General features: G+C 68.9%; 27 protein-coding genes. 12 read left to right on the top strand and 15 right to left on the bottom strand.

The annotated features are described in order from the left end of the window. The first annotated feature begins 58 nt into the window (after positions 1 to 58). Together OHA11_RS31825 and OHA11_RS31820 are read left to right on the top strand one after the other, a co-directional pair. Positions 59 to 937 carry an alpha/beta fold hydrolase gene (locus OHA11_RS31825; protein WP_266502270.1) on the top strand — a complete coding sequence of 293 codons (879 nt, stop codon included), beginning with the start codon at positions 59 to 61 and terminating at the stop codon, positions 935 to 937. Positions 938 to 1060: 123 nt separating this feature from the next. Continuing rightward, complete coding sequence (locus OHA11_RS31820; protein ID WP_266502269.1) at positions 1061 to 1963, top strand: MBL fold metallo-hydrolase; 903 nt, start codon at positions 1061 to 1063, stop codon at positions 1961 to 1963. Positions 1964 to 2062: 99 nt separating this feature from the next. Here OHA11_RS31820 and OHA11_RS31815 read toward each other — a convergent pair whose 3' ends face one another. Beyond that, entirely contained in the window at positions 2063 to 3445 is a 1383-nt protein-coding gene (locus OHA11_RS31815; protein WP_266502267.1) for a glycine--tRNA ligase, read from the bottom strand. A 337-nt stretch (positions 3446 to 3782) separates the two neighbouring features. Between OHA11_RS31815 and OHA11_RS31810 the strand changes: the two genes are divergently transcribed. The 5 genes from OHA11_RS31810 (at position 3783) to OHA11_RS31790 (ending at position 9754) form a co-directional block, all read left to right on the top strand. Then, positions 3783 to 4745: a metal ABC transporter substrate-binding protein gene (locus tag OHA11_RS31810; RefSeq protein ID WP_266502266.1), complete on the top strand. Its 963-nt coding sequence runs from the start codon at positions 3783 to 3785 to the stop codon at positions 4743 to 4745. A gap of 37 nt (positions 4746 to 4782) precedes the next feature. Continuing rightward, positions 4783 to 5568, top strand: coding sequence for a metal ABC transporter ATP-binding protein (locus tag OHA11_RS31805; protein WP_266502265.1), 786 nt, complete (start codon positions 4783 to 4785; stop codon positions 5566 to 5568). A 5-nt stretch (positions 5569 to 5573) separates the two neighbouring features. Continuing rightward, the gene (locus OHA11_RS31800; protein WP_266502264.1) at positions 5574 to 6512 is read left to right on the top strand and encodes a metal ABC transporter permease; all 939 of its coding nucleotides are present in this window, start codon (positions 5574 to 5576) and stop codon (positions 6510 to 6512) included. A 59-nt stretch (positions 6513 to 6571) separates the two neighbouring features. Then, entirely contained in the window at positions 6572 to 6991 is a 420-nt protein-coding gene (locus OHA11_RS31795) for a Fur family transcriptional regulator (RefSeq protein WP_266502263.1), read from the top strand. Between the two features lie 408 nt (positions 6992 to 7399). Next, positions 7400 to 9754 carry a M4 family metallopeptidase gene (locus tag OHA11_RS31790; RefSeq protein WP_266507605.1) on the top strand — a complete coding sequence of 785 codons (2355 nt, stop codon included), beginning with the start codon at positions 7400 to 7402 and terminating at the stop codon, positions 9752 to 9754. Positions 9755 to 9827: 73 nt separating this feature from the next. Here the strand turns inward: OHA11_RS31790 and OHA11_RS31785 are convergent, their stop codons facing one another. The 5 genes from OHA11_RS31785 to OHA11_RS31765 all read right to left on the bottom strand — a co-directional run bounded on the left by OHA11_RS31785 (position 9828) and on the right by OHA11_RS31765 (position 12660). Beyond that, positions 9828 to 10676: an isoprenyl transferase gene (locus OHA11_RS31785; protein ID WP_266502261.1), complete on the bottom strand. Its 849-nt coding sequence runs from the start codon at positions 10674 to 10676 to the stop codon at positions 9828 to 9830. A gap of 66 nt (positions 10677 to 10742) precedes the next feature. After that, positions 10743 to 11489 carry a DNA repair protein RecO gene (recO, locus tag OHA11_RS31780; RefSeq protein ID WP_266502259.1) on the bottom strand — a complete coding sequence of 249 codons (747 nt, stop codon included), beginning with the start codon at positions 11487 to 11489 and terminating at the stop codon, positions 10743 to 10745. Between the two features lie 22 nt (positions 11490 to 11511). After that, positions 11512 to 12168 (bottom strand): DUF1266 domain-containing protein, encoded by a 657-nt coding sequence (locus OHA11_RS31775; protein WP_266502258.1) that lies wholly within the window; start codon positions 12166 to 12168, stop codon positions 11512 to 11514. A 67-nt stretch (positions 12169 to 12235) separates the two neighbouring features. Then, positions 12236 to 12451 (bottom strand): hypothetical protein, encoded by a 216-nt coding sequence (locus OHA11_RS31770; RefSeq protein ID WP_266502257.1) that lies wholly within the window; start codon positions 12449 to 12451, stop codon positions 12236 to 12238. Further along, positions 12448 to 12660: a hypothetical protein gene (locus OHA11_RS31765; protein ID WP_266507603.1), complete on the bottom strand. Its 213-nt coding sequence runs from the start codon at positions 12658 to 12660 to the stop codon at positions 12448 to 12450. The genes OHA11_RS31770 and OHA11_RS31765 overlap by 4 nt, the downstream gene beginning before the upstream one ends. Before the next feature lie 162 nt (positions 12661 to 12822). Here OHA11_RS31765 and OHA11_RS31760 point away from each other — a divergent pair, with 162 nt between their 5' ends. Both OHA11_RS31760 and OHA11_RS31755 read left to right on the top strand, forming a co-directional pair. After that, positions 12823 to 13656, top strand: a complete 834-nt coding sequence (locus OHA11_RS31760) for a helix-turn-helix transcriptional regulator (RefSeq protein WP_266502256.1) — start codon at positions 12823 to 12825, stop codon at positions 13654 to 13656. Continuing rightward, positions 13638 to 13910 (top strand): DUF397 domain-containing protein, encoded by a 273-nt coding sequence (locus OHA11_RS31755; protein ID WP_266502254.1) that lies wholly within the window; start codon positions 13638 to 13640, stop codon positions 13908 to 13910. The genes OHA11_RS31760 and OHA11_RS31755 overlap by 19 nt, the downstream gene beginning before the upstream one ends. Here OHA11_RS31755 and OHA11_RS31750 read toward each other — a convergent pair. Next, positions 13900 to 14307: a RidA family protein gene (locus tag OHA11_RS31750; protein WP_266502253.1), complete on the bottom strand. Its 408-nt coding sequence runs from the start codon at positions 14305 to 14307 to the stop codon at positions 13900 to 13902. The genes OHA11_RS31755 and OHA11_RS31750 overlap by 11 nt on opposite strands. 254 nt (positions 14308 to 14561) lie before the next feature. On the opposite strand from OHA11_RS31750, the gene OHA11_RS31745 reads away from it, so the two are divergent. Beyond that, positions 14562 to 14942, top strand: coding sequence for a helix-turn-helix domain-containing protein (locus tag OHA11_RS31745; RefSeq protein ID WP_266502252.1), 381 nt, complete (start codon positions 14562 to 14564; stop codon positions 14940 to 14942). Positions 14943 to 14963: 21 nt separating this feature from the next. On the opposite strand, the gene OHA11_RS31740 is transcribed toward OHA11_RS31745, so the two are convergent. From OHA11_RS31740 to OHA11_RS31725, 4 genes are all read right to left on the bottom strand, one after another. Beyond that, positions 14964 to 15866, bottom strand: a complete 903-nt coding sequence (locus OHA11_RS31740; protein ID WP_323186715.1) for a carbohydrate ABC transporter permease — start codon at positions 15864 to 15866, stop codon at positions 14964 to 14966. Position 15867: 1 nt separating this feature from the next. After that, on the bottom strand, positions 15868 to 16893 hold the full coding sequence (locus OHA11_RS31735) for a carbohydrate ABC transporter permease (protein ID WP_266502250.1): 1026 nt from the start codon (positions 16891 to 16893) through the stop codon (positions 15868 to 15870). Between the two features lie 4 nt (positions 16894 to 16897). Continuing rightward, positions 16898 to 18292, bottom strand: a complete 1395-nt coding sequence (locus OHA11_RS31730) for a sugar ABC transporter substrate-binding protein (RefSeq protein WP_266502249.1) — start codon at positions 18290 to 18292, stop codon at positions 16898 to 16900. A 115-nt stretch (positions 18293 to 18407) separates the two neighbouring features. Next, positions 18408 to 19427, bottom strand: coding sequence for a LacI family DNA-binding transcriptional regulator (locus tag OHA11_RS31725; RefSeq protein ID WP_266502248.1), 1020 nt, complete (start codon positions 19425 to 19427; stop codon positions 18408 to 18410). Positions 19428 to 19716: 289 nt separating this feature from the next. On the opposite strand from OHA11_RS31725, the gene OHA11_RS31720 reads away from it, so the two are divergent. Further along, positions 19717 to 21153, top strand: coding sequence for a mucin-1 (locus OHA11_RS31720; protein WP_266502246.1), 1437 nt, complete (start codon positions 19717 to 19719; stop codon positions 21151 to 21153). A 32-nt stretch (positions 21154 to 21185) separates the two neighbouring features. On the opposite strand, the gene OHA11_RS31715 is transcribed toward OHA11_RS31720, so the two are convergent. Further along, positions 21186 to 21908, bottom strand: a complete 723-nt coding sequence (locus OHA11_RS31715; protein ID WP_266507601.1) for a helix-turn-helix transcriptional regulator — start codon at positions 21906 to 21908, stop codon at positions 21186 to 21188. Positions 21909 to 22146: 238 nt separating this feature from the next. Between OHA11_RS31715 and OHA11_RS31710 the strand changes: the two genes are divergently transcribed. Then, positions 22147 to 22719, top strand: coding sequence for a class I SAM-dependent methyltransferase (locus OHA11_RS31710; RefSeq protein ID WP_266502244.1), 573 nt, complete (start codon positions 22147 to 22149; stop codon positions 22717 to 22719). Positions 22720 to 22765: 46 nt separating this feature from the next. Here OHA11_RS31710 and OHA11_RS31705 read toward each other — a convergent pair whose 3' ends face one another. The 3 genes from OHA11_RS31705 to OHA11_RS31695 all read right to left on the bottom strand — a co-directional run bounded on the left by OHA11_RS31705 (position 22766) and on the right by OHA11_RS31695 (position 25466). Further along, the gene (locus tag OHA11_RS31705) at positions 22766 to 24001 is read right to left on the bottom strand and encodes an abortive phage infection protein (protein WP_266502243.1); all 1236 of its coding nucleotides are present in this window, start codon (positions 23999 to 24001) and stop codon (positions 22766 to 22768) included. A gap of 113 nt (positions 24002 to 24114) precedes the next feature. After that, a complete protein-coding gene (locus tag OHA11_RS31700; protein ID WP_266502242.1) occupies positions 24115 to 24573 on the bottom strand; it encodes a protein-tyrosine phosphatase family protein in 459 nt (152 codons plus the stop codon). A gap of 20 nt (positions 24574 to 24593) precedes the next feature. Next, the gene (locus OHA11_RS31695; protein ID WP_266502241.1) at positions 24594 to 25466 is read right to left on the bottom strand and encodes a FadR/GntR family transcriptional regulator; all 873 of its coding nucleotides are present in this window, start codon (positions 25464 to 25466) and stop codon (positions 24594 to 24596) included. Positions 25467 to 25489: the final 23 nt, after the last annotated feature.

The raw sequence follows: 25489 nt of genomic DNA, 5'->3' as shown, positions 1-25489 counted from the left end.
GACCGCCGGACAGGCATCCATCCCGGCCCCGTGGGGCCGGCCCCGAAGGGAGAGCCCGATGACACAGCTCTACGCGGAGGCACCCGTCAAGACGGTGTCCGCCGGCAACGGCATCGAGTACGCGTACCGCGAGATCGGCGAGGGCAGCGGGGGCAGCGAGGGCAGCGGGGGCAGCCAGGGCGGGGTGCCGCTGGTGCTGCTCATGCACTTCCGGGGCAACCTCGACTTCTGGGATCCCGCTCTGGCCGATGCCCTGGCCCAGGGCCGGCGCGTCATCGCCTTCGACAACACCGGCGTCGGCGGATCCAGCGGCACCACGCCCAGCACGGTGGCGCAGATGGCGCTGGACGCCATCGCCTTCCTCGACGCCCTGGAGCTGGCGCGGGCCGACATCCTCGGCTTCTCCCTGGGCTCCTTCGTGGCCCAGGAGATCGCGCTGATCCGGCCCTCGCTGGTACGGCGCCTCGTGCTCGCCTCGGCAGCACCCCAGGGCGCCCCCGGTATGCACGGGTGGGCGAAGTGGGTCATCGACGCGGTGGGCGAGCCCGAGGTCGTCCCGTCACTCGTGCTCGACGTCTTCTACACCCGCTCGGCCGAGAGCCGGTCCACCGGCGAGAAGGCCATGCAACGCATGTTCACCCGGGCCGAGTTCGACGCACCCACCAGCTGGCAGACGCGCCAGGCGCAGTACGACGCGATCACCGCCTGGGGCATCCCCGACATCGCGCTCCTGGAGCGGGTGAGCGCGATCCAGGCACCCGTGTTCGTCGCGAACGGCGACAGCGACCCGATGGTCCTGCCCCGCTACTCCCACCTGCTCGCCGGGCTCATCCCCGACGCGGAGATCAAGATCTACCCGGACGCGGCACACGGCTTCCTCTTCCAGCACCACGAGGAGTTCGCGGGTGACGTCACGGAGTTCCTCGACCGCGCATGAGCAGCTCCTCGACCGCGCATGAGCAGCTCCTCGACCGCGCATGAGCAGCTCCTCGACCGCGCGTGAACAACCCGACGACAACACCAGCTAACCCACCACATGCACTGATTCACAGGAGAAGTCATGTCCACCAACGCCAACTCCGGCCTCGGTTATGACGTGTTCGTCGCGGACCCGCTGCCCATGGCCGGCCCCGGACCGCTCCCGAACGGAGCACCCCGCGCCTTCCAGCCCATCGCGGTCACCCTGATCCACGGCACACAGGACGCCGTACTCGTCGATCCGCCGCTCACCCTCGACCAGGCGCGGGCGGTCGGCGACCGGGTCGGGGCGAGCGGGAAACGGCTGACGCACATCGTCGTCACCCATGGGCACGGTGACCACTGGTTCACCGCCGGGGTGCTGGCCGAGCGCTTCGGCGCCCAGGTGGTCGCCACCGCGGGTGCCATCGCGCAGATGCACAACAACGTGGGCGCCCGGGAGGTCCTCTGGGACGTCCTGTGGCCGGGCCAGATCCCCCCGTCCCCCGTCACGGCCGTCGCGGCTCCCGGCAACCGCCTCACCCTCGAAGGCCACGACGTCCACCTCGTGGAGGTGGGGCACGCGGACAGCGACGACAGCGCGGTCGTGCACGTGCCGGACCTGGACCTCGTGGTGGCCGGCGACGCCATCTACAACGGCGTCCACGTCTACCTCGGCGAGTCCGCCGACGGCGACTTCGGCCCCTGGCGCAAGGCCATCGACACCGTGGCCGCGCCGGCACCGCGCCACATCGTGGCCAGCCACCAGAACAAGAACCTCGACGACGACGCCGCGCGTCTCCTCGCCGAGACCCGCCGGTACCTCGACGACGCCGAGGCCGCGCTGGCCGCGCACGACACCCCGGAGGCGTTCTTCCGGGCGATGCTCGACCGCTACCCCGACCACATCGGCCCGACCGTTCTCTGGGTCAGCTCCCACGCCCTCTACCTCGCACGCGAAGGCGGCGACCCCGTACAGAACCTCGTCGCGGCCTGGCGGCAGTAAGGAGTCAACACCCCGGCGCTCGACTTCAGCCTCGCCACCGCCAGAAAAGCGAAAGTGCCTTCCCGCGACGGGAAGGCACTTTCGCTTGTGTGCGACCAGTCAGCAGCCGATGAGGCGGCTGGCCAGGTAGCCCTCGATCTGGTCGAGAGACACCCGCTCCTGCTTCATCGAGTCGCGCTCGCGCACCGTCACCGCGTTGTCGTCGAGCGTGTCGAAGTCCACCGTCACGCAGAACGGCGTACCGATCTCGTCCTGACGGCGGTAGCGGCGGCCGATGGCACCGGCGTCGTCGAAGTCGATGTTCCAGTGCTGGCGCAGCGCCGAGGCGAGCCCCTTCGCCTTCGGCGACAGCTCCGGGTTGCGCGACAGCGGAAGCACCGCGACCTTCACCGGCGAGAGACGCGGGTCGAGGCGCAGAACGGTCCGCTTCTCCATCTTGCCCTTGGCGTTGGGCGCCTCGTCCTCGACGTACGCGTCAAGGAGGAACGCGAGCATCGCGCGCCCCACACCGGCCGCCGGCTCGATGACGTACGGAGTCCAGCGCTCGCCGGCCTCCTGGTCGAAGTAGGAGAGGTCCTGGCCGGAGGCCTTGGAGTGGGCGGAGAGGTCGTAGTCCGTGCGGTTGGCGACGCCCTCCAGCTCACCCCACTCGTTGCCGCCGAACTGGAAGCGGTACTCGATGTCGGCGGTGCGCTTGGAGTAGTGGGAGAGCTTCTCGGCCGGGTGGTCGTACCAGCGCATGTTCTCCTCGCGCAGGCCCAGGCCGGTGTACCAGTTCCAGCGCTCCTGCATCCAGAACTCCTGCCACTTCTCGTCCTCGCCCGGCTTGACGAAGAACTCCATCTCCATCTGCTCGAACTCGCGGGTACGGAAGATGAAGTTGCCGGGCGTGATCTCGTTGCGGAAGGACTTGCCCATCTGCGCGATGCCGAACGGCGGCTTGCGGCGCGAAGTCTGCTGGACCTGGGCGAAGTTGGTGAAAATACCCTGCGCGGTCTCGGGGCGCAGGTAGGCGACGGAGCCGCTGTCCTGGGTCGGGCCGAGGTGCGTGGAGAGCAGGCCGGAGAACTGCTTGGGCTCGGTGAACTGGCCCTTGTTGCCGCAGTGCGGGCAGTTGACGTCCGCGAGGCCGTTCTCGGGCTGCTTGCCGTGCTTGGCCTCGTACGCCTCTTCAAGGTGGTCGGCGCGGAAGCGCTTGTGACACGAGGTGCACTCGGTGAGCGGGTCGGTGAAAGTGGCGACGTGACCGGAGGCCACCCAGACCTCCGTCGCAAGGATCACGGACGAGTCGATACCGACCACGTCCTCGCGCGACGTCACCATGTAGCGCCACCACTGACGCTTGATGTTCTCCTTGAGCTCGACACCCAGCGGCCCGTAGTCCCAGGCGGCTCGCTGGCCGCCGTAGATCTCACTGCACGGGTAGACGAAGCCACGGCGCTTGCTCAGGCTGACGATGGTGTCGATCTTGTCGGCGGCCACGGTGCTCTCTTCATTACGACGACGGGCGAAATTTGACTGCTGCGGTGCGATGGGGGTGCCCCCAGGCGTTCAGCTCTGGGGGAGCCTCGATGGGGGTGGTGGTCGGGAGACGGGCGGGCGGTTGCTTCACAGCGGTTGCTTCAGAGCGAATGCTTCAGATTACCGGCGGTCCCTGCCCTCGGATCAAATCGGTTGGGGTCCGGACCGCACAGGCCTCGCCCGCTCGTCGCCGCGCCTGCCCCTAGACCTGTCCTTCACCCGTCCCATACCGGGATGAAGTCCAGATCACAAGGCGGCTTATTGACAACCGTTTCCAAGGTTGTTGAAAATGGGTGTCATGAACGTACGACGACGTCTTCTATCCGGCACCGCGGTCGCCGCGGCCACCGCCTTGGGTCTCGGGCTGCTCTCCGCCTGCACGTCCGCGTCCACCGCGGCCGACGGCACCAGCGGGAAGCTCGACGTCGTGGCGTCGTTCTACCCGTTGCAGTTCCTCGCCGAGCGAATAGGCGCGAACCACGTCGCAGTGACCACACTCACCGAGCCCGGCCAGGAGCCGCACGACCTGGAGATCAGCGCCAAGCAGACCGCGCAGCTCCAGGAGTCGGACGTGGCCCTCTATCTCAAGAATCTCCAGCCCTCCGTCGACGAGGCGATCGGCCAGTCCGAGATCGGGACGAAGATCGACGCGGCGACCCTCACCAGCCTGGAGAAGCACGGCAACGAGGTCGGCGGCCACGCGGCCGAGCACGACGGCCACGAGGGCGAGGAAGGCTCCGGCGAGGACCCGCACATCTGGCTCGACCCCGTGAAGTACGCCGAGGTCGCCGAGGGTGTGGGCAAGGCCTTCGAGAAGGCCGACCCGGACAACGCGGCGGACTACAAGAAGAACACCGCGGCCCTGGTCAAGCAACTGGACGCCCTCGGCACGCAGTTCGAGGACGGCCTCAAGAACACGAGGACGAAGGTCTTCATCACCACGCACGCCGCCTTCGGCTATCTCGCCGAGCGCTACGGCCTCACCGAGGAGGCCATCAACGGCCTGGACCCGGAGAGCGAGCCCAGCGCGGGCCGCGTCAAGGACCTTGAGAAGATGGCCAAGGCCGACGGCGTCTCCACGGTCTTCTACGAGACTCTCGTCAGCGACAAGACCGCGAAGACCATCGCCGCGGACGCGAACCTCAAGACGGATGTGCTCGACCCGATCGAGGGCATCACCGAGAAGTCCCGCGGCGACGACTACTTCCAGGTCATGGAGTCCAACCTCAAGGCGCTGCAGTCGGCACTGGGCGCGAAGTGACCGAACCCCGGAGGGTGGCGGCATGAAGGACGGCGGTATGAGGGACGAGGCCGGCGCATCGAGCGTCATTTCCCTGCGGGGCGTGACGGCCGAGCTCGGCTCGCGCCCCGTCCTGCGCGGTATCGACCTCACCGTGAAGCGCGGTGAGGTCGTCGCGCTGCTCGGCGCCAACGGCTCCGGCAAGTCGACGGCCGTCCGCACGATCATCGGCCAAGTACCGGTCACCGGCGGCGAGATCGAGCTGTTCGGCACCCCGCGGCGCCGCTTCCGCGACTGGTCGCGCGTGGGCTACGTACCGCAGCGCACGACCGCCGCCGGCGGGGTGCCCGCGACGATCACCGAGGTGGTGTCCTCCGGGCGGCTGTCCCGCACCCGCTTCGGCGTCCTGCGCAAGGCCGACCGCGAGGCGGTCCAGCGGGCCATCGCCCTGGTCGGTCTCGCGGACCGTGCCAAGGACTCGGTGAACGCGCTGTCCGGCGGGCAGCACCAGCGCGTACTCATCGCCCGCGCCCTCGCCGCAGGGCCCGAGCTGCTGATCATGGACGAGCCGATGGCGGGGGTGGACCTGGCCAGTCAGCAGGTCCTCGCGGAGACCCTGCGCGAGCAGGTGGTCGTCCAGGGCGCCTCCGTCCTGCTCGTCCTGCACGAACTGGGCCCGCTGGAGCCGCTGATCAACCGCGCGGTCGTCCTGCGCGACGGCTGCGTACTGCACGACGGCCCGCCCCCGCACGCGGTCGGCCAGCACGCCCTGCCCGGTCACGACCACGTACACCCGCACGCGGCTCACGACGCCGAACCGATCCGGACGGGACTGCTGAGCTGATCGCCATGAACATCTCCATGGACATCGCCGTGAATCTCGAATTCCTCGACTACGCCTTCATGCAGCGGGCCCTGCTCGCCGCCATCCTCGTCGGCATCACCGCGCCCGCCGTCGGCATCTACCTCGTCCAGCGCCGCCAGGCCCTGCTGGGCGACGGCATCGGCCACGTCGCGATGACCGGCGTCGGCCTCGGCTTCCTCCTCTCCTGGTCCCCGGTGTGGATGGCGACGGCCGTCTCCGTACTCGGCGCGGTGCTCATGGAGCTGATCCGCTGGTACGGCAAGACGCGCGGCGACATCGCGCTGGCGATGCTCTTCTACGGGGGCATGGCGGGCGGTGTGATGTTCATCAACCTCGCGCCCGGCGGCTCCAACGCCAACCTGACCTCGTACCTCTTCGGCTCGCTCTCCACGGTCTCCGACGAGGACGTGACGGCGATCTGTCTGCTCGCGGCCTTCGTCGTCCTCGTCACGGTCGGGCTGCGGCGGCAGCTGTTCGCGGTGAGCCAGGACGAGGAGTTCGCGCGGGTGACCGGGCTGCCGGTGCGCGCCCTGAACCTGCTCACGGCGGTCACCGCGGCGGTCACCGTCACGGTCGCCATGCGGGTCGTCGGCCTGCTGCTGGTCTCGGCCCTGATGGTGGTCCCGGTGGCCGCCGCGCAGCAGCTCAGCCGTAGTTTCGCCGCCACGTTCGCGATCTCGGTGGCGATCGGGGTGAGCGTGACCACCGGGGGGACGGTGACCTCGTACTACCAGGATGTGCCGCCCGGTGCGACGATTGTCCTGTTGACGATCGGCATGTTCATCCTGCTCACGGTGCTGGCGACGCCACTGGCCCGGCGCCGGGCGCGGGCCGCCGCGCAGGCCGCGGCGCAGGAGGCCGTCGATCCGGCGGAGTGCGCGATTCCGGCCACGCGCCCACCCACCGGAAAGGTCGGCGTCTGACCGCGCCCTGTCCGGGCTGGCACAATGGCCCGGCAAGCCGCAGACGTTTGGAGGCAACGGTGACGACCGCTGGACCGCCCGTTCGGGGCCGTTCCACCCGGCAGCGCGCCGCCGTGGCGGCGGCGCTCGACGAGGTCGACGAGTTCCGCAGCGCCCAGGACCTGCACGACATGCTCAAGCACAAGGGCGACTCCGTCGGGCTGACCACGGTGTACCGCACGCTGCAGTCCCTTGCCGACGCCGGTGAGGTGGACGTGCTGCGCACGTCGGACGGCGAGTCGGTGTACCGCCGCTGTGCCAGTGGCGATCACCATCACCACCTCGTGTGCCGGGTGTGCGGCAAGGCCGTGGAGGTGGAGGGGCCCGCCGTGGAGAAGTGGGCGGAGGCGATCGCGGCCGAGCACGGCTATGTGAACGTCGCCCACACGGTGGAGATCTTCGGCACGTGCGCGGAGTGCGCTGCGCGCGCCAAGGGGTAGGGGTCTGCGGGTCGTTTTCGGGTGCGGGCCGGTGGGGGCTTGTCGCGCAGTTCCTCGCGCCCCTAAAAGACTGCGCCGTTCCCCGCGCCCCTAAAGCAAAGCAGCCGGTCGACATCCATGATGTCGACCGGCTGAGTGATGTCCAGCTGCGCTCGGTCATGTTTCAGGGACGCCAAGCCCTCACCAAGGCAACGTAAAGTAACGTCCCGTCACAGAGGGATAACCCTTGACCTCTCCAGGCCCTAATGACATGACCTCATCAAAGTGCCAGTCTTCCCCCAGCCATCCCCCACGTCTCGCGCACCCCGCCCCTCATAGGAGTCCCGAGTGAGACGATCCACCGGCAACGTCCCCCACAGATCCGCCAGATCCGCGAGACCCTCCCGCAGAGCCACCGCGGCCGGCGCACTGGTCGCCACCGCCGCCCTCCTTGCCCTCGGCGTCCAGACGGTCCCGGCCGCCGCCAAGCCCACGCCGCCGAGCCCCAGTCCCCTGCGCCCCGGGGCCCAGGAAGCGAAGCTCACGCCCACCCAGCGCACCGCGCTGATCAAGAGCGCGACGCAGAAGACCACACAGACCGCCACCACGCTCGGCCTCGGCGCCAAGGAGAAGCTGGTCGTCAGGGATGTCGTCAAGGACAACGACGGCACGCTGCACACCCGTTACGAGCGCACCTGGTCCGGGCTGCCGGTGCTCGGCGGCGACGTCGTGGTGCACACCCCGCCCGCCTCACAGGCCTCGGGCACGGTGAGCAGCACCTTCAACACCAAGCAGACCATCAAGGTCGATTCCGTCACCCCGACCTTCAGCAAGGCGTCCGCCGAGACCAAGGCACTCGGCGCGGCCAAGGCCCTGGACGCCGAGAAGGCCACCACCGACAGCGCCCGCAAGGTGATCTGGGCCGGCAGCGGCACCCCGAAGCTCGCCTGGGAGACGGTGATCGGCGGTCTCCAGGACGACGGCACGCCCAGCAGGCTGCACGTCATCACCGACGCCACCACCGGCGCGAAGCTCTACCAGTACCAGGGCATCAAGACCGGTACCGGCAACAGCCAGTACAGCGGAACGGTCACCATCGGCACCACGCTGTCCGGTTCGACGTACCAGCTGAACGACACCACGCGCGGCACCCACAAGACGTACAGCCTGAACAACGGCACGTCCGGCACCGGCACCCTGATGACGGACGCCGACGACACCTGGGGCACCGGCTCCGGCTCCAACACCCAGACCGCCGGTGTCGACGCCCACTTCGGCGCGCAGACGACGTGGGACTTCTACAAGAACACCTTCGGGCGCAGCGGCATCAAGAACGACGGGGTGGCGGCCTACTCGCGCGTGCACTACAGCACCGCGTACGTCAACGCGTTCTGGGACGACGACTGCTTCTGCATGACGTACGGCGACGGCACGAGCAGCACCCACGCGCTCACCTCGCTGGACGTGGCCGGGCACGAGATGACGCACGGCGTCACCTCCAACACGGCGGGCCTCAACTACACCGGTGAGTCCGGCGGGTTGAACGAGGCGACCTCCGACATCTTCGGTACCGGTGTGGAGTTCTACGCCAACAACAGCACCGACGTCGGCGACTACCTCATCGGCGAGAAGATCGACATCAACGGCGACGGCACGCCGCTGCGTTACATGGACGAGCCCGACAAGGACGGCTCCTCCTACGACAGTTGGTACTCCGGCATCGGGAGTGCGGACGTCCACTACTCCTCGGGCCCGGCGAACCACATGTTCTACCTGCTCTCCGAGGGCAGCGGCTCCAAGACCATCAACGGCGTGACCTACAACAGCCCGACCTCCGACGGTGTCGCCGTCGCGGGCATCGGCCGGGCCGCCGCCCTGCAGATCTGGTACAAGGCGCTGACGACGTACATGACGTCCAGCACCACGTACGCCCAGGCCCGCACCGCCGCGCTGAACGCCGCCGCGGCGCTCTACGGCAGCAGTTCCACCCAGTATGCCGGGGTCGGCAACGCCTTCGCCGGTATCAACGTCGGCAGCCACATCACCGTGCCGACCACGGGTGTCACGGTCACCAACCCGGGCAGCCAGTCGTCCACGGTCGGCACGGCGGTGAGCCTGGCGATCACGGCCAGCAGCACCAACAGCGGCACGCTGACGTACGCCGCGACCGGTCTGCCCACCGGCCTGTCGATCAGCAGCTCCACGGGCACCATCTCCGGCACCCCGACCACGGCGGGCACCTACAGCACCACGGTCACGGTGACCGACAGCACGGGCGCCACCGGCACGGCGTCCTTCACCTGGACGGTCAGCGCGACCGGCGGCTCCTGCACCTCGGCCCAGCTGCTCGGCAACGCCGGCTTCGAGTCCGGGAACACCACCTGGACCGCCACCAGCGGCGTCATCACCAGTGACACCGACCAGGCGGCCCGGACCGGCTCGTACAAGGCATGGCTGGACGGCTACGGCTCGACGCACACCGACACGCTGTCCCAGTCGGTGACGATCCCGAGCGGCTGCACGGGCACCACGTTCACGTTCTACCTGCACGTCGACACGGCGGAGACCACCACCAGCACGCAGTACGACAAGCTGACGGTGACCGCCGGGTCGACGACTCTGGCCACCTACTCGAACCTGAACGCGGCCAGCGGGTATGTCGCCAAGTCGCTGAGCCTGTCGGCCTACGCCGGAACGACCGTCGCGCTGAAGTTCACCGGTGTCGAGGACTCCTCGCTCCAGACGAGCTTCGTGATCGACGACACGGCGGTGACAACCAGCTGATCCCTCCCGGTACTGCAGCGGCACCCGGCGTGGGAACGCCGGGTGCCGCTGTGCTGCCTCGGACGGGCTGCCCTCAGACCTCGGTGTTGCCCTTCATGTCCCGTTCCATCTCCAGCAGTTGCTCGTTCGGGACCGCTCCGCCGAAGCGGCGGTCGCGGGAGGCGTACTCGACACACGCACGCCACAGGTCACGGCGGTCGAAGTCGGGCCACAGGACGTCCTGGAAGACCATCTCCGCGTAACTGGACTGCCAGATCAGGTAGTTGGACGTGCGCTGCTCGCCGCTCGGGCGCAGGAACAGGTCCACGTCCGGCATGTCCGGGTAGTAGAGGTACTTCTGGATGGTCTTCTCGGTGACCCTGGCGGGGTCGAGCTTCCCGGCGGCGACGTCGGCGGCCAACGCCTTCGCGGCGTCGGCGAGTTCGGCGCGACCGCCGTAGTTGACGCAGAAGTACAGGGTCAGCGCGTCGTTCTTCTGTGTCTGCTCCTGGGCGATCTGGAGTTCCTGGACGACGGACTTCCACAGCTTGGGCATGCGGCCGACCCAGCGGATCCGGATGCCGAGGTCGTCCATCTCATCGCGGCGGCGCCGGATGACGTCCTTGTTGAAGTTCATCAGGAAGCGGACCTCCTCGGGCGACCGCTTCCAGTTCTCCGTCGAGAAGGCGTACAGCGAGAGGTTCTTGACGCCCAGCTCCAGGCAGCCCTTGAGGACGTCCATGACGACGCCCTCGCCGACCCGGTGCCCCTCGGTGCGCGGGAGACCGCGCTCCTTGGCCCAGCGGCCGTTCCCGTCCATCACGCACGCCACGTGGTTCGGGATCAGCTCGCCGGGGAGCTTGGGCGAGCGGGCGCCGGACGGGTGCGGCTCCGGCGTCTTGTACTCGCGGCGCTGGCGCCCCAGAATCCCGCGTACCACCATCTGCTTCTCGTCTCCCTCTGATCTCTGCCCGGTCGCTTGCTTCTTCTTACTTCTTCTTACTTCTTGTCACTTCTCTACGTAACGCAGCGAGCGCAGTCCGCGCTCCAGGTGCCAGTGCAGGTAGGCCGACACCAGACCGCTGCCCTCCCTGACATACCGCGGCTCGCACGCGTCCGCGGTCGCCCAGTCTCCCGTCAGCAGCGCGCCGAGCAGTTCGAGGGCCCCCGCCGAGGGTACGACGCTGCCGGGCACCCGGCAGTCGACGCAGACCGAACCCCCCGCGGCGACCGAGAAGAACCGATTCGGTCCGGCCATGCCGCATTTCGCACAGTCGCCGAAGCTCGGCGCGTAGCCGTTCACGGCGAGGGAGCGTAGGAGAAAGGCGTCGAGGATCAGATGCGGCTCGTGCTCGCCCTGGGCGAGCGTGCGCAGCCCGCCGACCAGCAGCAGATACTGCTGCACGGCCGGCTCGCCCTCGTGATCGGTGAACCGCTCGGCGGTCTCCAGCATGGCCGTCCCGGCGGTGTACCGCGCGTAGTCGGCGACGATCCCGCCACCGTACGGAGCGATCGTCTCGCTCTGTGTGCAGAGCGGCAGCCCGCGCCCGATCAGCTCGCTCCCCCGCGCGAAGAACTGCACGTCGACGTGGGAGAAGGGTTCGAGCCGCGCCCCGAACTTGGACTTGGTCCGCCGGACACCCCGGGCGACAGCGCGTACGCGCCCGTGACCGCGAGTGAGCAGGGTAATGATCCGGTCCGCCTCACCCAGCTTCTGGGTGCGCAGCACGATGCCGTCGTCGCGGAACAGACTCATGGGCCCATTCTCGCGTACGGAGTCAGCGGGTGTGGTCGGGGTGGCTGATCGCGTCCCAGGGCGCCATGTTCCAGGGGCTGGCCCGGTTCGCGGGGTCCAGGAGGGACTTCACGTGGGCATCGGAGACGGCCTGCGGGGCGGGGAAGGAAGCGTCCCGGGCGCCCTCCCGGGTGCCGTTCCGGGCGCCGTCCCGCGCGCCCTGGAGGTTGTCCCGCCAGACCATCCTGCCGAGCAGGTAGTGCTCGGCGTACTCGTTCCAGGAGGTGTACGAACGCACCACCGCCGGGACGATGTTCTTGAGCGCGGTCCACGCGTCGGCCTCGCTGAGCATCCCGCACGCGAAGCCCCTGCGGGAGATGTCCACGTACAGAGCGGCGTCCCACGCCAGGGGTTCGACGCCGAGCCGTAGCCGGGCGCGGGCGCGGTAACCAGTACGTGCGAGGCCGTCGAGCCGGCCGGCCAGTTGGTCACGCGAGGTGATCTCCCACTGGTCGGCCAGCCAGCGCCGGGCCTTGTCGTCGTCGATGCGGGTGAACGGGTACAGGGTCGTCCGCGAGGCGTCCCGGTCACGGTTCACCGGCGCGCTGAGCGACACCATCCACAGCTGGTGCGCGGTGAGCGGCACGGGGTACTTGCGCGCGGCCTTCTGCCTGCGACGTCTCCATATCGCCATAGCCATGGCTCCGCACCCTATGTCAAGCCGCTCTTCGGCCATCCAGGGCGCCCCTCCCCGTCACGTGGTCCCTTCAAGGGACCTCGCCCCGGCTGCGTGCGTTGGCGTACGCGGTCGCCGCGCTGAGGCGTTCCGCAGCCGTGGCTCCCCGGACGGAGTCCGGTGCGCAGTCCCACTCCTTGCCGCCGCCGTACGGTCTGAGCTGTACGTACGGCCCCACGTGTCCCATCACCACGCCCACCCTTCCCGTTCTCGTGTCGACGACGTACGTCCCGACCGTCGGCTTCATCCGAGCACCGCCGCGAGCCGGGCCGCCGTCTCGACGGAACACCGGCCCAATTCCACGAGCGGCCGAGGGACCTCTCGCGCCAAACTTGCCGGGTCGATCCCGAGTGACGGCAACGTAATTCCTGCCGTTGCCAGCGCAGCGCGCAATTCCTTCACCGTTTCCTCCGCTTGTTCGACACACGTCGCCGAGTGCTGTGCGCCGTGGTCGATCCCGTCAGCCTTCACGGTGTTCCCCTTTCCTTTTGGGTTTCACGCTTTTCGTCTCTACGGTGACGCGCGCCGCCTAGACTTTGGAAGACCTCTACGCTCAGCAACGGTGGTGCAGTGCAAGGCACTACAAGGCCGCACAAGGCCGTACAAGGGGGCTTGGCCATGGCCAACGGTTCACGACAGGCTGCTTGGGAGTTCTTCGGAACGGAGCTGAAGAGACGCAGGGAGGAGGCCGGGTTAACTCAGACGGAGTTGGGTTCTCGCGTTTTTGTGTCGGGCGGCTATATTGGGCAATTCGAACAGGCCATTCGGAAGCCGCAGTTGGATGTGGCGAAGAGGATCGATGAGGTCCTACAAACCGGTGGTTTTTTCGAGCGGCTGTGGCGAAAGCTCATCATGGACCAGCCGTATACGGAGTACTTCGCACACGTGGTGGAGCTGGAGCGGCTGGCCACAGAGATCTGCGAGTACGCGCCAACGGTGGTACCCGGGCTTCTTCAGACGCGGGAGTACGCACAGGCGGTCTTCCTGGCGGGCAACCCACTCGCCACCAACGAGTACATCGAGGAACTGCTCAAGGGACGCATGGACCGCACGCGACTCCTCAAGGACGCCACAAGGCCCGTGTATTGGGTGGTCCTCCATGAGACGGTCCTGCGAGTCCAGGTCGGCGGTCCAGCCGTCATGGCCCAACAGCTGGACCACATCGCGGCGCTGGTGCGGGAGCGCAAGGCTCTGTTGCAGGTGCTCCCGTTCACGACGGGGGCACACCCTGCGATGGGCAAGATGATGAAGCTCATGGAGTTCGAGGACGCCCCACCAACCGTCTATACAGAAGGCGTGTTTTCAGGGAATCTGCTGGACGAACCGGCTGTGGTGAGACGGACCCAGTCGTCCTACGATCTGATCAGGGCCGCCGCGTTGTCACCCGAGGCGTCCCTGGCCTTGATCGAGTCGGCGGCGGAGGACCACAGACGATGCACGAGTTCGACCTGACCAATGCCCGCTGGCGCAAGAGCACCTACAGCGGCGGTGACGGCGGGGAGGACTGCGTCGAGGTCGCCTACGACTTCATCGGCGCCGCCCGCTGGCACAAGAGCACCTACAGCGACGGCAACGGGGGTAGCTGCGTCGAGGTAGCCGACGGAGTCCCCGGCACCGTCCCCGTCCGGGACAGTAAAGTCCCGGACGGGCCCGTGCTCCTGATCGGTGCCGCGGCCTGGGCCGCGTTCATTCCGCTCAGTCGATGACCGCGGTGACTTCGACCTCGACCAGGTGGTCGGGGATGTCCAGTGTCGCCACGCCGATCAGCGTGCCCGGTGCCATCGGGGTGGTCCCCAGCTTCTTGGAGGCCCGCGCGAGGCCCTCCAGGAACAGGGGCATCTTGTCCGCGGTCCAGTCGACGGCGTAGACGGTCAGCCTTACCACGTCGTCGAAGGACGCGCCGACCTCGGCCAGGGCCCTGCCGGCGTTGAGGTAGCACGTCTCGACCTGAGTGACGAGGTCGCCTTCGCCGATCGTGACCCCGTCGGCGTCCCAGGAGACCTGCCCGGCGACGTAGATCGTCTTCGAGCCGGTCGCGATCGCCACATGCTTGTACACCGGGATCTCCGGCAGTCCGCTCGGGTTTACCAGGGTGATGGCCATGCTCTGTGCCTCCTTGTCGGGTCTTCGAGGTTGAGCGGGGTCTCCCGGATTTGGTGATTGGAAGAAATGGGACAGCTCCCCGCGCCCGCGCCCAGGCCCGCCGAGGTCACGCGTGTCCCAAACCTTCCAATCCCCCTGCGGGAGGCACCGCACAACCTCGAAGCCCCACTCGTACTCTCTTGTGGTTACTCAGGAACCGTAGGAGAGTGGTCGTTGACATGGAAGAACGCACTTTTCGGTGACTGGGGAACCTGATGGTGACCAAGCAGTTCAGCGGCTCGCCCGACGAGGCGGACCTGCGGCGCGCGGACTCTCTGGCGCGGGAGATCTTCTCGGACATCGCCAACAAGTGGGCGTTTCTGATCATCGAGGCCCTCGGTGAGCGCACTCTTCGTTTCAGCGAGCTGCGGAACGAGGTCGAGGGCGTCAGCCACAAGATGCTCACCCAGAACCTGCGCATGCTGGAGCGCAACGGCCTGGTCGAGCGGAAGGTGCACCCGACCGTGCCGCCGCGCGTCGAGTACACCCTCACCGAGCCGGGTCAGGGGCTCCGGGCGACGGTCGACAGCATGTGCGACTGGACCCATCGGTACCTCGGCGACATCGAGAGCTCCCGCAGCCGCTTCGGCGGCTGACCCGGCCGAGCCGGTCGTCGCTCAGCCCTTCACGGCCGAGCTGGCCACGCCCTGGACGAACCAGCGCTGGAAGAAGGCGAAGATCACCAGGACCGGCAGGACCAGGAGCACGCCGAAGGCGAGGATCTGGCCCCAGTCGGGGGGCTGTTGGCCCTGGAAGACGCTGATCTCCAGGGGGAGCGGGCGGACCGACGGGTCGGAGACCATCAGGACCGGCCAGAGGAACGAGCCCCACTGCGTGAGGAACGTGAGGATCGCGACCGACGCGAACGCCGGTTTCGACATCGGGACAATGATCGCGAAGAACGTGCGCCAGGGTCCCGCCCCGTCCAGTTTGGCCGCCTCCTCGATGCTCGGCGGGATCGAGCGGAAGAACGTGTGGAACTGGTAGACGGAGAAGGCGTTGGCGATGAAGGGGAGCGCCTGGATGTAGAGGGTGTTCCGCTGGTCGTTGAACATGTAGAAGAGCGGGACGGCGACCGACTCGAACGGGACCAGCATCAGCAGCAGGACCAGCGTGAACACCGCTTCCCTGCCTCGCCACTTCAGCCGCGAAAGTCCGTACGCCGCCATCGAGTTGACGAACAGGCCGCCTGTCACGACCACGAACGCCAACAGCAGCGAGACGCCCATGAAGCGCCAGAAGTAGCCGGTGCTGTCGGAGTTGAGGCTGTCGAGGACCGCGGTGTAGTTGTCGAAGGAGAGGTTGGTGGGGAGGAAGCCGGACAGGCCGTTCAGGACGTCGTCGGACGGCTTGAGGCTGCCGAGGAAGAGATAGAGGACGGGGAGTACGAAGACGAACGCCAGCACGCTCAGGACGGCGTAGTCGATGAAGCGGCGCAACGGCCTGCTGACCGGGCCCGGCCTCGTACTCACGCCCGAACTCCCGCCCGAACTCCCGCGCGTACTCATGCTCGTACTCATGTCAGTCCTCGTTTCCGGGGCGTACGACTCGGCGCTGGACGAGGGTCAGGATCACGACGATCAGGAAGAAGACGACCGTGATCGCGGACGCCTGGCCGATGTTGTTCTGGTCGAAGGCGGTCGTGACGGCCTGGTACATCACCGTGCGGGTCGCGTCCTCGTCCAGGCCGCCGCCGCGGATGAGGACGTACACCTGGTCGAAGACCCGGAAGGACAGTACGGACGTCAGCATCGCGACGAAGACGAGCGTGCCGCGGATGCCCGGCAGCGTGACGTGGCGGAACTGCTGCCAGCGGGACGCGCGGTCGAGCTCGGCGGCCTCGTAGAGCTCGCCCGGGATCTGCTGGAGGCCCGCGAGCAGGATGACCATTTGAAAGCCGACGCCCTGCCACACGGACAGCACGATGATCGAGGCCATCGCGGTGGCGCCGTCGCCGAGCCAGTCGAAGGCGCCCCAGTTGCCGAAACTCACCGCGTCCAGCGCGGAGTTGAGCATGCCCTGGTCGCTGCGGGCCAGGATCAGCCGCCAGATCACGGCGACCAGCGCCATGGGGAAGACGACCGGCATGAAGAAGAAGGACCGGAACAGGCCGATCGCCTTGAGCTTGCGGTTCAGCAGGATGGCCAGCGCGAGGGCCAGACCCGTCTGGAGTGGTACGACGACCACTGCGAAGGTCAGGTTGTTCAGCAGGGCCCGCAGGAACGGGCCCGACAGGTCGGGGTCGGTGAACAGGCGCCGGTACTGCTCCAGGCCGAAGAAGGTGGGCTCCAGCGGGGAGCCGAGGCGCACGTTGTAGAAGGAGAGGACGACCGCGTAGCCGAACGGGATGCCGACGAACGCGATGAGTCCGGCGAGGGCGGGCGCGGACATCAGCAGCCCGTGCAGCCAGTCGCGGTTGCTGCGCGAGGAGCGCGGCGAGCGCGGCGGCCGGGATGCGGGTGGCGCGGACTTGTCGGAGGTCTCGCGCTTGACGGGGGACACCGACTTGGCGGAGTTCACGGGCTTGGCAGGCTTGGCCGACGTCATGGGCTTACGGGATCTCGTAGCCGGCGTTGTCCGAGTAGTCCCGGTCGATGGCGCGGGCCGCCTTCTCCAGGGCGCTCTTGGGGTCGGCGCCGCCGTAGACCGAGTTCAGGGCCTCGCTGAACTTGGCGGTGATGACCGGGTATCCGGCGGTCACCGGGCGGGTGACCGCGACACACGACTTGGTGATGTCGCTGTCGCCGCAGGGCTTGGCGAGCTGGTCGGCGAAGAGCTGGAGCGGACCGCCCTGCTGGTACAACTCGCTTGCGGCGAGCGAGGATTGGGTGGCGGGCACGGCGCCGTTGGCCGTCGTCATCGCCTTGATGTTGGTGTCGTTCAGCAGGGTGTCGAGGAACGCGCCCGCCGCCTTGGCGTTCTTCGTGTCCGCGCCGATGCCCCACGCCCAGGAACCCTGGCCGGTCTTGGGGCCGTTGCCGAAGTCGGGCAGCGGCATCACCACGAGGTCGTCGCCGAGGGCCTCGCTGTAGGCGGGGTACATCCAGTGGCCGACCCAGCTCAGCGCGACCCGGCCCTTGGCGAAGGCGTTGCCGTCGGTGTTGGGGTCGACGTACGTCTTCCAGGACTGGAAGGTCTTCAGGGCGGAGACCACGGCAGGGGTGTCGAGAGCACCTTCCGCCTTGCCATCCTTGAGGAGGGAGCCCCCCGCCGACCAGACGATCGGGGCGAAGCCGTACGTGCCCCACTCGTTGGCGTAACCGCCGGTCTCCTGGAGGTCGAGGACCTTTCCGTCGGAGTCCTTGGAGTTGGCGTTGGCCTTGAGTGTCTTGAGCGCGGCGGTGAACTCGGCCGCCGTCCAGTCGTCGGACAGACCCGTGGGGTACTTCACCCCGGCCGCGTCCAGCAGCTTCTTGTTGCCGTAGACCCCGAGCCCTGAGTCGAACATGCCCAGCCCGTAGTGCTTGCCGTCTATCTCGCCCTGCGCCTTGCTCGCCGGGGTGGCGTTGTCCATGGTCTTGGCGGAGACGTACGTGTCGATCGGGGCGAGCTTCTTGTTGTAGACGAAGTTCGCCATCGTCGGGCCGTCGAACTCCATCACGTCCGGCAGCTTGGAGGCGTCGGTGGCGGTGATGGTCTTCGTGTAGTCGTTCTCGGGTATCAGCTTCAGGTCGACCTTGATCGCGCTCTGCGAGGAGTTGAAGGACTTCACCGCGTTCTGGAGCGCGGTGGCCTCACTCTTCTGCCCCTGGTGGGCCCAGACGCTGATCGTTCCCTTGCCGCTGCCCTCCTCGGCGGAGGTTTCGGTGCCGCTGCCTCCGCCGCAGGCCGCCAGCGCGGCCAGGGGCAGGGCGAGGGCCAGGGTCGTGTGGATGGCGCGGTTGGCGCGGGTGGCGCGGATGGTGTGACCGTGCCTGCCGGTCCTTGAACTCGTCCTTGAACTCATGGGCTTGCCTCCGTGCTGTGGCGAGGGTTCGAGGTGCGAAGTGCTTCTGCGCTGGTGTGCTTCCAGGCGTGAGGGGGTGGGGGTGTGAGGGCGTGAGGGTGTGGGGCTGGGACGGTCACTGCGGTCCGCGCGGGCGCGGCGGGGCCGTGGTCTCGCGCAGCACGAAGTGGATGGGCATCTGCACATGGCCGGGGTGTTCGGCGTCCGGCTCGTCGAGCTGCCGCAGCAGCAGCCGGGCGGCCTCGGCGCCCTGGCCCGCGACCGGCTGGGCGACGGTCGTCAGGCCGACCACGTCGGCGAGTTCGTGATCGTCGAAGCCGACGACCGACACGTCGTCCGGCACCCTCAGCCGATGCCGCCGCAGGGCACGCAACGCGCCCATCGCCATCTCGTCGGACTGCGCGAACACGGCGGTCGGCGGCCGGGCGGCGGCCAACAGCTCGGTCATCGCCCGCTCGCCGCCCTCGACGGTGTAGTAGCCGTCCGCCTCCAGGGCCGGGTCGTGCTCGATCCCGGCCTCGGCCAGGACGTCGAGATAGCCCCGGCGGCGCTCGACGGGCGTGGTCCAGTGCAGCGGCCCGCTGGATCCGCTGATCATGCCGATCCGGCGGTGGCCGAGGTTCACCAGATGCCGTACGGCGCTCTCCGCGCCCGCCCGGTCGTCGATGCCGACCACGGTGAAGCCGGGCCGGGCGCCGCCGACCGTGCTGGCCAGTGGCACGCCCAGGGAACGCAGCGCCGTGGACTCCTCCTCGTCGGGTATGAGCAGCGACAGCACCGCGTCCACCCGCTTGCGGACCGGCAGCTTGGTGAAGAAACGCTTGCGTGACTCGGGCGCGCCCAGGTTGTACAGCAGGACGTCGTACCCGGCGGCGCTGAACACCTGCTCCGCCGCGTCGAGCACGGTGCCGAAGAACCAGCGGCCCACGTACGGGACGACGACCCCGATCGTGTAAGTGCGGCCGCTGGCCAGGCTGGAGGCGGAGCGGGAAGCGGTGTAGCCGAGCTGTGCGGCGACGGCCGCGATCCGGTCCCGCACCTCGTCGGAGACGCCCGTCCGGCCGCGCAGGGCGCGGGACACGGTGGACGCGGAGACGCCGGCGGCACGGGCGACGTCGTTGATGCTGACCGTCACGGCTCAGTTCCTCCCGCTGGTTTCGCGTCTGATTGCGCGTCTGACTGCGCCTCTGATTGCGCCTCTGGCTACATGTCTGACTGTGCGTCTGATTGCGTCTATGGCTGAGCCTCTGACTGCGCGTCTGATTTCACGTCGGTGTGATCTGTGGGTGACGCGACCGTAGACCTGCCTTCGTTGTTGCGCAAGCGTTTGCGTTCATATCTACTGGGGCTGAATCTCAAGTGATACCGATGTGATCAATGGTCAGCGCATGCGTTTGGGCGCTGTGAGCCGACAGGAACTGCGCATGCGATACGCCCCGCCCGGCCTGTGCGTGAACGACTTCGCCCTCCTTCGCGACGAGGACGGCACGTACGCGGTGCTGCATCTACAAGGGCCCTGGACAGCGGAGTTCGACCACCTGCGGATGGAGACCTCCTACGGGCGGGCGACCTCCGCCGACCTGGTCGGCTGGCAGTGCCAGGGCACCGCCTTCGGCAACGGGCTGCCCGGCCGCTTCGACGAGCAGGCCGTGTGGACCATGCACCCCTTCCGGCACGGCACCGGAATGGCGATGTTCTACACAGGGGTGAGCGGACTGACGCCGGACGGCTGGCCGCTCCAGGCCGTCGGCCTCGCGTACTCCGACCGCACCGACGGCACCGGCTGGCGGCGCCACGGCACCGGGCCGGTCGTCGAGGCGGACCCGCGCTGGTACCGCACCGGTGAACACATGGGCTGGCGCGACCCGTTCGTCGTACGCGACGACGAAGGCGAGAGCGATGGTGAGGGCGAGAGCGGTGGTGGAGGCGAGAGCGGTGGTGGGGGCGGGGGCGGGGGCGAAGGCGGGGGCGGGGGCGGGGGCTGGGTGATGGTGGTCTGTGCCGCCGATGCCTCCCTGCCCGTCGAGGTCAGCGGCTGTGTCGGCTGGGCGACTTCGGACGACCTGGAGCACTGGACCGTACAGCCGCCGCTCATCTCACCAGGTGACGTGGACGAGTTGGAGTGCCCGGTTCTGGAACGTCTCGACGACGGCAGTTGGCTGCTGCTCGGCTCGGTCGGTGCCACCCGCGGCTTCGAGGCGTGGACCGCCCCTCGCCTGCGCGGCCCCTGGACCCGCCGCGGCCCGCTCGGCCCTACCGGCTCGTACGCCCCTCGCGTCATCGCCGCCCCCGACGGATCCCGGGTAGTGCTGCACACCACGCCCCGCCGGGTCGGCCTCACCGACACCGGGGAGCGCTGCCGGGGCATGCTCGCGCAGCCCAAGTCCCTTGTGGTGAAGGCTGGTTCAGCACCCAGGCTGGAATGGTGGAGCGGCCTGAACGCCTGGCTCGACGAGGCGACGGACGACCCCGCCCCCCACGCGGTCGGCGACATCGGCGTCTTCGGCCGTCCCGTCGAGGTCACCGTTCGCACGGACGCCCCGGGCGCCGGGCGCCCCGCCCTCACCGTGGGCTGCGACGGCAAGGACCTCTGGGTCACCGGCCCCGACGGCGCACGACTCGGCGAGACGGTGCTCACCGAGCCCGCCGCCACCCTGCGCATCCTCACCATCGGCGAGTACGTCGAGATCTACGCCGACAACGTCTTCGCCCTGACGACCCTGAGCTACTCCGGCCACCCCTCCCCCTGGACCGCCACCACCGATGGCCGCGCCTACACCGTCCCGGTCCGCCCGATCCGGCTCCCGGACCCCGACCGCGACGACGCCTCGTCGGTGTGGCCGGGGCCGACCTCGTACTGACCCCTCGCTGCCCCCGCGCTGACGGGGACCCCTCAGTCACGGACCGGGAAGTACTGCCTGGGCGTCAGGCCCACCACTCGGTGGAACGCGGCGACGAAGGAACTGGCGGAGGCATAGCCCACGCGGCGGGCCACGGACTCGATCGGCAGCCCCTCGGCGAGGTACGGCATCGCCGACCGCATGCGCAACCGCTCCCGCCACTGGCCGAAGGCGAGACCCGTCTCGGCGACGAAGAGCCGGGCCAACGTACGGGCGCTCGCGCCGACTTCGACGCCCCAGGACGCCAGGGGGCGCCCGTCCGCGGGGTCGGCGGCGAGGGCCCTGGCCACCCTGACGGCCCGCGGGTCGTGGGGTTCGGTCACCGAGACACTGGTGACCGGGACGGGACGCAGTACGTCCAGGAGTACGGCTTCCGCGCGCGACCGGGCCTCGGGGGCGAGGTCCTCGCGTACGAGGTGGTCGATGAGGGCCCGGAGCAGGGGGTCCACGGCCACCACCGTGGGCTCGGTCCAGGTGATCTCCGGGCACGCCGCCGGGTTCACGTACGGGCTGCGCATGACGGCGTCACCCTCCGCCTGCGTCGTATGGGCCACCCGGGCGGGGATCCACAGTGCCAGCGACGGCGGCAGGAGCCAGGTGCCGTGCTCGCTGGTCACCCGGAGCAACCCCTTTGCGGCCCAGGCGAGTTGGTGGAACGTGTGCCAGTGACTGCCGAACGCGGTGCCCCTCGGCATCGCGAAGTGGCCGATGAAGATCGCGGTGGCGGCCGAGGGTCCGCTCGCCGAGGGACCGCTCGCCGACCGCCCATTTGGCGACCGCCCATTTGGCGACCGCCCATTTGGCGACCGCCCATTTGGCGACCGCCCATTTGGCGACCGCCCATTTGGCGACCGCCCATTTGGCGACCGCCCATTTGGCGACTGTCCGTTTGGCGACATGGATCGGCAGCGTAGCCCGTATCGGACACCGTCGCCCCGCTCGTACCGTCGTCTCATGCCGATGAACCGAGCACACCGCAAGCTGTGCAGCTCCGAGGAGTGGGCCCGGACGACCAGGGACCACATCCTTCCCTGGACCCTGGCGGACGTCCACCTCGGCGACGACGTACTGGAGATCGGTCCGGGCTACGGTGCGAATCTGCGCGTACTGATCGAGCAGGTCCCCCGTGTCACGGCCGTCGAGGTCGACGAGGGCACGGCCGCCCTGCTGGAGCGGAAGTGGGGCGACCGGGCCACGATCCTGCACGCCGACGGAGCCGCGATGCCGTTGCCGGACGAGAGCTTCTCCTCCGTCGTCTGCTTCGTGATGCTCCACCATGTGCCGACGTCCGCCCAGCAGGACCGGATCTTCGCGGAGGCCCACCGGGTGCTGCGCCCCGGCGGCGTCTTCGCCGGGTGCGACAGCCAGCCGAGTCTCCGGTTCCGGTTGCTGCACTTCAGGGACACGATGAACACGGTGGATCCGGTCGGTCTGCCGGAGCGTCTGGCGAAGGCGGGCTTCACGGACGTGTCGGTGGACCGGCACCCCGAGTCCGGCGCCGTCCGCTTCCGCGCCACCCGCAGCTGATCCCGCTGCTTGACCTGACGGTGAATCCGCCAGTGAAACCGACGGCTCAGCAGCGCGCCCGGCCGTAGTGCCGGGCCACCGCGTGGTAGGCCTCCTTCGGCTCCCAGTGCCAGTCCGATTCCGGATCGTCGGGGCGGTCCTTGATGGGCTTGACGACGGCGTAGGACGCCATGTCCAGGTCATACCGCGGGTTGTCGGGGCGGTGCGGAGCGTCGGCGGTGATGAACTCGAACGCCATCGCCCCGTACAGGTTCATCGACTCGAAGACGTCGAGGAGATCGGTGAGGTACGCCGCCTGTACGCGTTCGCTGCGCACCACGTTTCCCTTGATCTCCGGCGGTGTCTTGTCATAGTCGACGATGCTCCAGCCCATCCCGCCCTGTTCCGGGGCACCGACGAACGTGCAGGTGCCGAACTCGGTGATCGCGAGCGGCTTGCCCCAGCGCAGGAACTTCCTCAACTCACGGACGTAGTCGGCCCGTTGGGGGAAGTACGAGTAGTAGTCGATGCCCACGATGTCGAAGAGGTTCCAGTCGACGTTCTCGAAGGTCGGGTCCTGCATGGCTGCGTAGCTCAGCTTGCCGCGGAACACGGACCGCCCGACCGCCGCCGCCTTCGCGGTGAACCTGGCCAGCCTCTTCTGCATCTCCACGACATCGAAGTTGCCCTTCTGCAGGTTGTCGATCCGCTCGGAGACGTCGGCCCCGGGCACGATCCCCGGCACGAACAGCCAGAACTCGCAGCCCACGGCGAGGGTGACCTTGGCGCCCTGCTTCCGGAGCCGCTCCCCGTGCCGCCCCGCCTCCACCAGATGCTCCAGGATCTCCCGCTCCGGCACGTCCCCCAGCGTCGGCTGCAGCCAGACGTGCAGCCCGCGCTCGGCGACCTCGCTCGCCGTGGCGTTCAGCCGCTCGACCCCGTCCCCGGTGACCTCGACGGTGTCGGCGTGCAGGTCGTCCGCGATCGCCCGGATGTCGCCCCGCATCCGCCGCTCGCTCCACGCCGTGCCCGGCGTCTCCCCGGCCCCGATGGTGTAGACGACACCGCGGTGGGTGAGCCCGCGCGGGGTTCCGGCCGCACTTCGAAGCGACCCGGACGGGGACGGGGACGGCGGCTGGGACGAGGGCTGAGCCGGGGACGCCGACGCCCCTCCGGCCGGCAGACCCGCCGCCGCACCGACCCCGGCGACCGCCGCCGCCATGAACCGCGCCCTGCTGATCCCGGCGCTCTGCCCCTGGTTCTTCGCTGTGTTCCGCCCCTGGTTCCGCCCCGTGTTCTCCATGCCGTCAGTCTGTCGACCCGGGGCAGTTCCGGCTGTCGGCCGATGGTCTACGGCACCCCGACCAAGGGATGAGCGGCGGGCGCCGGAAGGGCTCGCCAAGGGGACCGGCTACGTCACGAACCGGGCCCCGCTCCCCCCTCGAACCGGCGTACGTATGTCCGCTGCCACGGCGTCTCGACGGCGTGGCGGTCGTAGTTCCGTCGTACGAACTCCACGGCCTCGTCCGGCGGTACGCCGTCCAGGACGGCGAGGCACGCCAGTGCCGTGCCGGTCCGGCCCCGGCCGCCTCCGCAGGCGACCTCGACGCGCTCGTCGGGATCCGCGGCCCGCTCCCAGGTCTCCGTCAGGACCTTCCGCGCGTCCGCCCTGTCCCGGGGCAGCCAGAAGTCCGGCCACCTCAACCACCGTGTCTCCCAAGGGACTTCGGGCGGTCGCTTGCCGAGGAGATAGACGCCGTACGTCGGCCGGACCGCCGAGGGGTCGAGCCCGTGCCGCAGCCCCCGGCCCCGTACCAGCCGCCCGGACGGCAGCCGCAGCACACCGGCCGCCCGCTCGTCCCAGCCGTCGGTCATCCGACCCCCGTCGTCCCCCGTCATCCGACCCCCCGTGACTCCTGCGCGGCCCTCGCCTCGATCCCCCGGAAATGATCCGCCATCGCCTTCTGCGCCCCCTCCACGTCTCCCGCCCTCAGGGCGACCACGATGTCACGATGCCGGCGGACCGTGACATGGGGCGTCGGATCGTCCGTCCAGCCCCGCACGCCTGCCACCCGCCGGAACACGGCCCAGAAGGCGCCCAACAGCTGGGGCACCAGGGCGTTTCCGAGTGGCGCGTACAGCAACTCGTGGAATTCCCGGTCGAGTTCGGGGAACGGATGTCCCGCCGCACCCGCCTCCTCCATCCGTTCCACCACGGCCTCCAGCCGAGCCAGCTCCGCGTCCGAGAGCCTGCCCACGACCCGCCGGACGAGCCCCTCCTCCAGGACCTCCCGGATCTGGAGTATCTCGGCCAACGCGCCCGTGTCGTCGCCCTGTTGGGCCAGCGTGCGGAAGGTCAGGCCGTTGACGAGCGGGGTCAGTGACGCCTCACCGACGTAGGTGCCGTAGCCGTGTCTGATCTCCACGATGTCGAGGGCCTGGAGTGCCTTGAGGGCCTCGCGGACGGAGTTGCGGCTGACGCCGAGGGACTCCATCAGTTCGGCCTCGGTGGGCAGGGGCGCGCCGGCCCGGAGTCTGCGGTCGAGGATCAGCTGCATGACCTCGCGCTGGATCTGGCTGCTCACCCGCGGCTCACGGACCGAGCGCGCCCGGGGGAAGGAGTTCCGGGGGCCGGCGCTCCCGGGCCCGTCATCCTTGGGTCGGCCGTCATTGCTCGGCCCGTCGTCCTTGGGTCGGCCGTCGCTGCTCGGGCCGTCATTGCTCGGGCTGTCGTTCCTCGGGTCGTCGGACACGCGCCGCTCAGACATGCGCCGCATCGTACGCGCGCTGG

Origin of the sequence: Streptomyces sp. NBC_00878, from assembly GCF_026341515.1 — a bacterium.
GTDB lineage: Bacteria > Actinomycetota > Actinomycetes > Streptomycetales > Streptomycetaceae > Streptomyces.
This window is presented reverse-complemented; position numbering and strand designations above follow the sequence as displayed.

Bases quoted from the DNA above. Each gene is read 5' to 3' on its own strand.
- OHA11_RS31800 (WP_266502264.1), top strand. From the start codon at position 5,574: ATGAACATCTCCATGGACATCGCCGTGAATCTCGAATTCCTCGACTAC.
- OHA11_RS31740 (WP_323186715.1), bottom strand. From the start codon at position 15,866: ATGAGTACGAGCATGAGTACGCGCGGGAGTTCGGGCGGGAGTTCGGGC.
- recO (WP_266502259.1), bottom strand. From the start codon at position 11,489: ATGAGTCTGTTCCGCGACGACGGCATCGTGCTGCGCACCCAGAAGCTG.
- OHA11_RS31695 (WP_266502241.1), bottom strand. From the start codon at position 25,466: ATGTCTGAGCGGCGCGTGTCCGACGACCCGAGGAACGACAGCCCGAGC.
- OHA11_RS31700 (WP_266502242.1), bottom strand. From the start codon at position 24,573: ATGACCGACGGCTGGGACGAGCGGGCGGCCGGTGTGCTGCGGCTGCCG.
- OHA11_RS31745 (WP_266502252.1), top strand. From the start codon at position 14,562: ATGGTGACCAAGCAGTTCAGCGGCTCGCCCGACGAGGCGGACCTGCGG.
- OHA11_RS31760 (WP_266502256.1), top strand. From the start codon at position 12,823: ATGGCCAACGGTTCACGACAGGCTGCTTGGGAGTTCTTCGGAACGGAG.
- OHA11_RS31705 (WP_266502243.1), bottom strand. From the start codon at position 24,001: ATGGAGAACACGGGGCGGAACCAGGGGCGGAACACAGCGAAGAACCAG.
- OHA11_RS31735 (WP_266502250.1), bottom strand. From the start codon at position 16,893: ATGACGTCGGCCAAGCCTGCCAAGCCCGTGAACTCCGCCAAGTCGGTG.
- OHA11_RS31770 (WP_266502257.1), bottom strand. From the start codon at position 12,451: ATGAAGCCGACGGTCGGGACGTACGTCGTCGACACGAGAACGGGAAGG.
- OHA11_RS31825 (WP_266502270.1), top strand. From the start codon at position 59: ATGACACAGCTCTACGCGGAGGCACCCGTCAAGACGGTGTCCGCCGGC.
- OHA11_RS31775 (WP_266502258.1), bottom strand. From the start codon at position 12,168: ATGGCTATGGCGATATGGAGACGTCGCAGGCAGAAGGCCGCGCGCAAG.
- OHA11_RS31755 (WP_266502254.1), top strand. From the start codon at position 13,638: ATGCACGAGTTCGACCTGACCAATGCCCGCTGGCGCAAGAGCACCTAC.
- OHA11_RS31820 (WP_266502269.1), top strand. From the start codon at position 1,061: ATGTCCACCAACGCCAACTCCGGCCTCGGTTATGACGTGTTCGTCGCG.
- OHA11_RS31785 (WP_266502261.1), bottom strand. From the start codon at position 10,676: ATGGTGGTACGCGGGATTCTGGGGCGCCAGCGCCGCGAGTACAAGACG.
- OHA11_RS31710 (WP_266502244.1), top strand. From the start codon at position 22,147: ATGCCGATGAACCGAGCACACCGCAAGCTGTGCAGCTCCGAGGAGTGG.
- OHA11_RS31750 (WP_266502253.1), bottom strand. From the start codon at position 14,307: ATGGCCATCACCCTGGTAAACCCGAGCGGACTGCCGGAGATCCCGGTG.
- OHA11_RS31720 (WP_266502246.1), top strand. From the start codon at position 19,717: ATGCGATACGCCCCGCCCGGCCTGTGCGTGAACGACTTCGCCCTCCTT.
- OHA11_RS31805 (WP_266502265.1), top strand. From the start codon at position 4,783: ATGAGGGACGAGGCCGGCGCATCGAGCGTCATTTCCCTGCGGGGCGTG.
- OHA11_RS31810 (WP_266502266.1), top strand. From the start codon at position 3,783: ATGAACGTACGACGACGTCTTCTATCCGGCACCGCGGTCGCCGCGGCC.
- OHA11_RS31730 (WP_266502249.1), bottom strand. From the start codon at position 18,292: ATGAGTTCAAGGACGAGTTCAAGGACCGGCAGGCACGGTCACACCATC.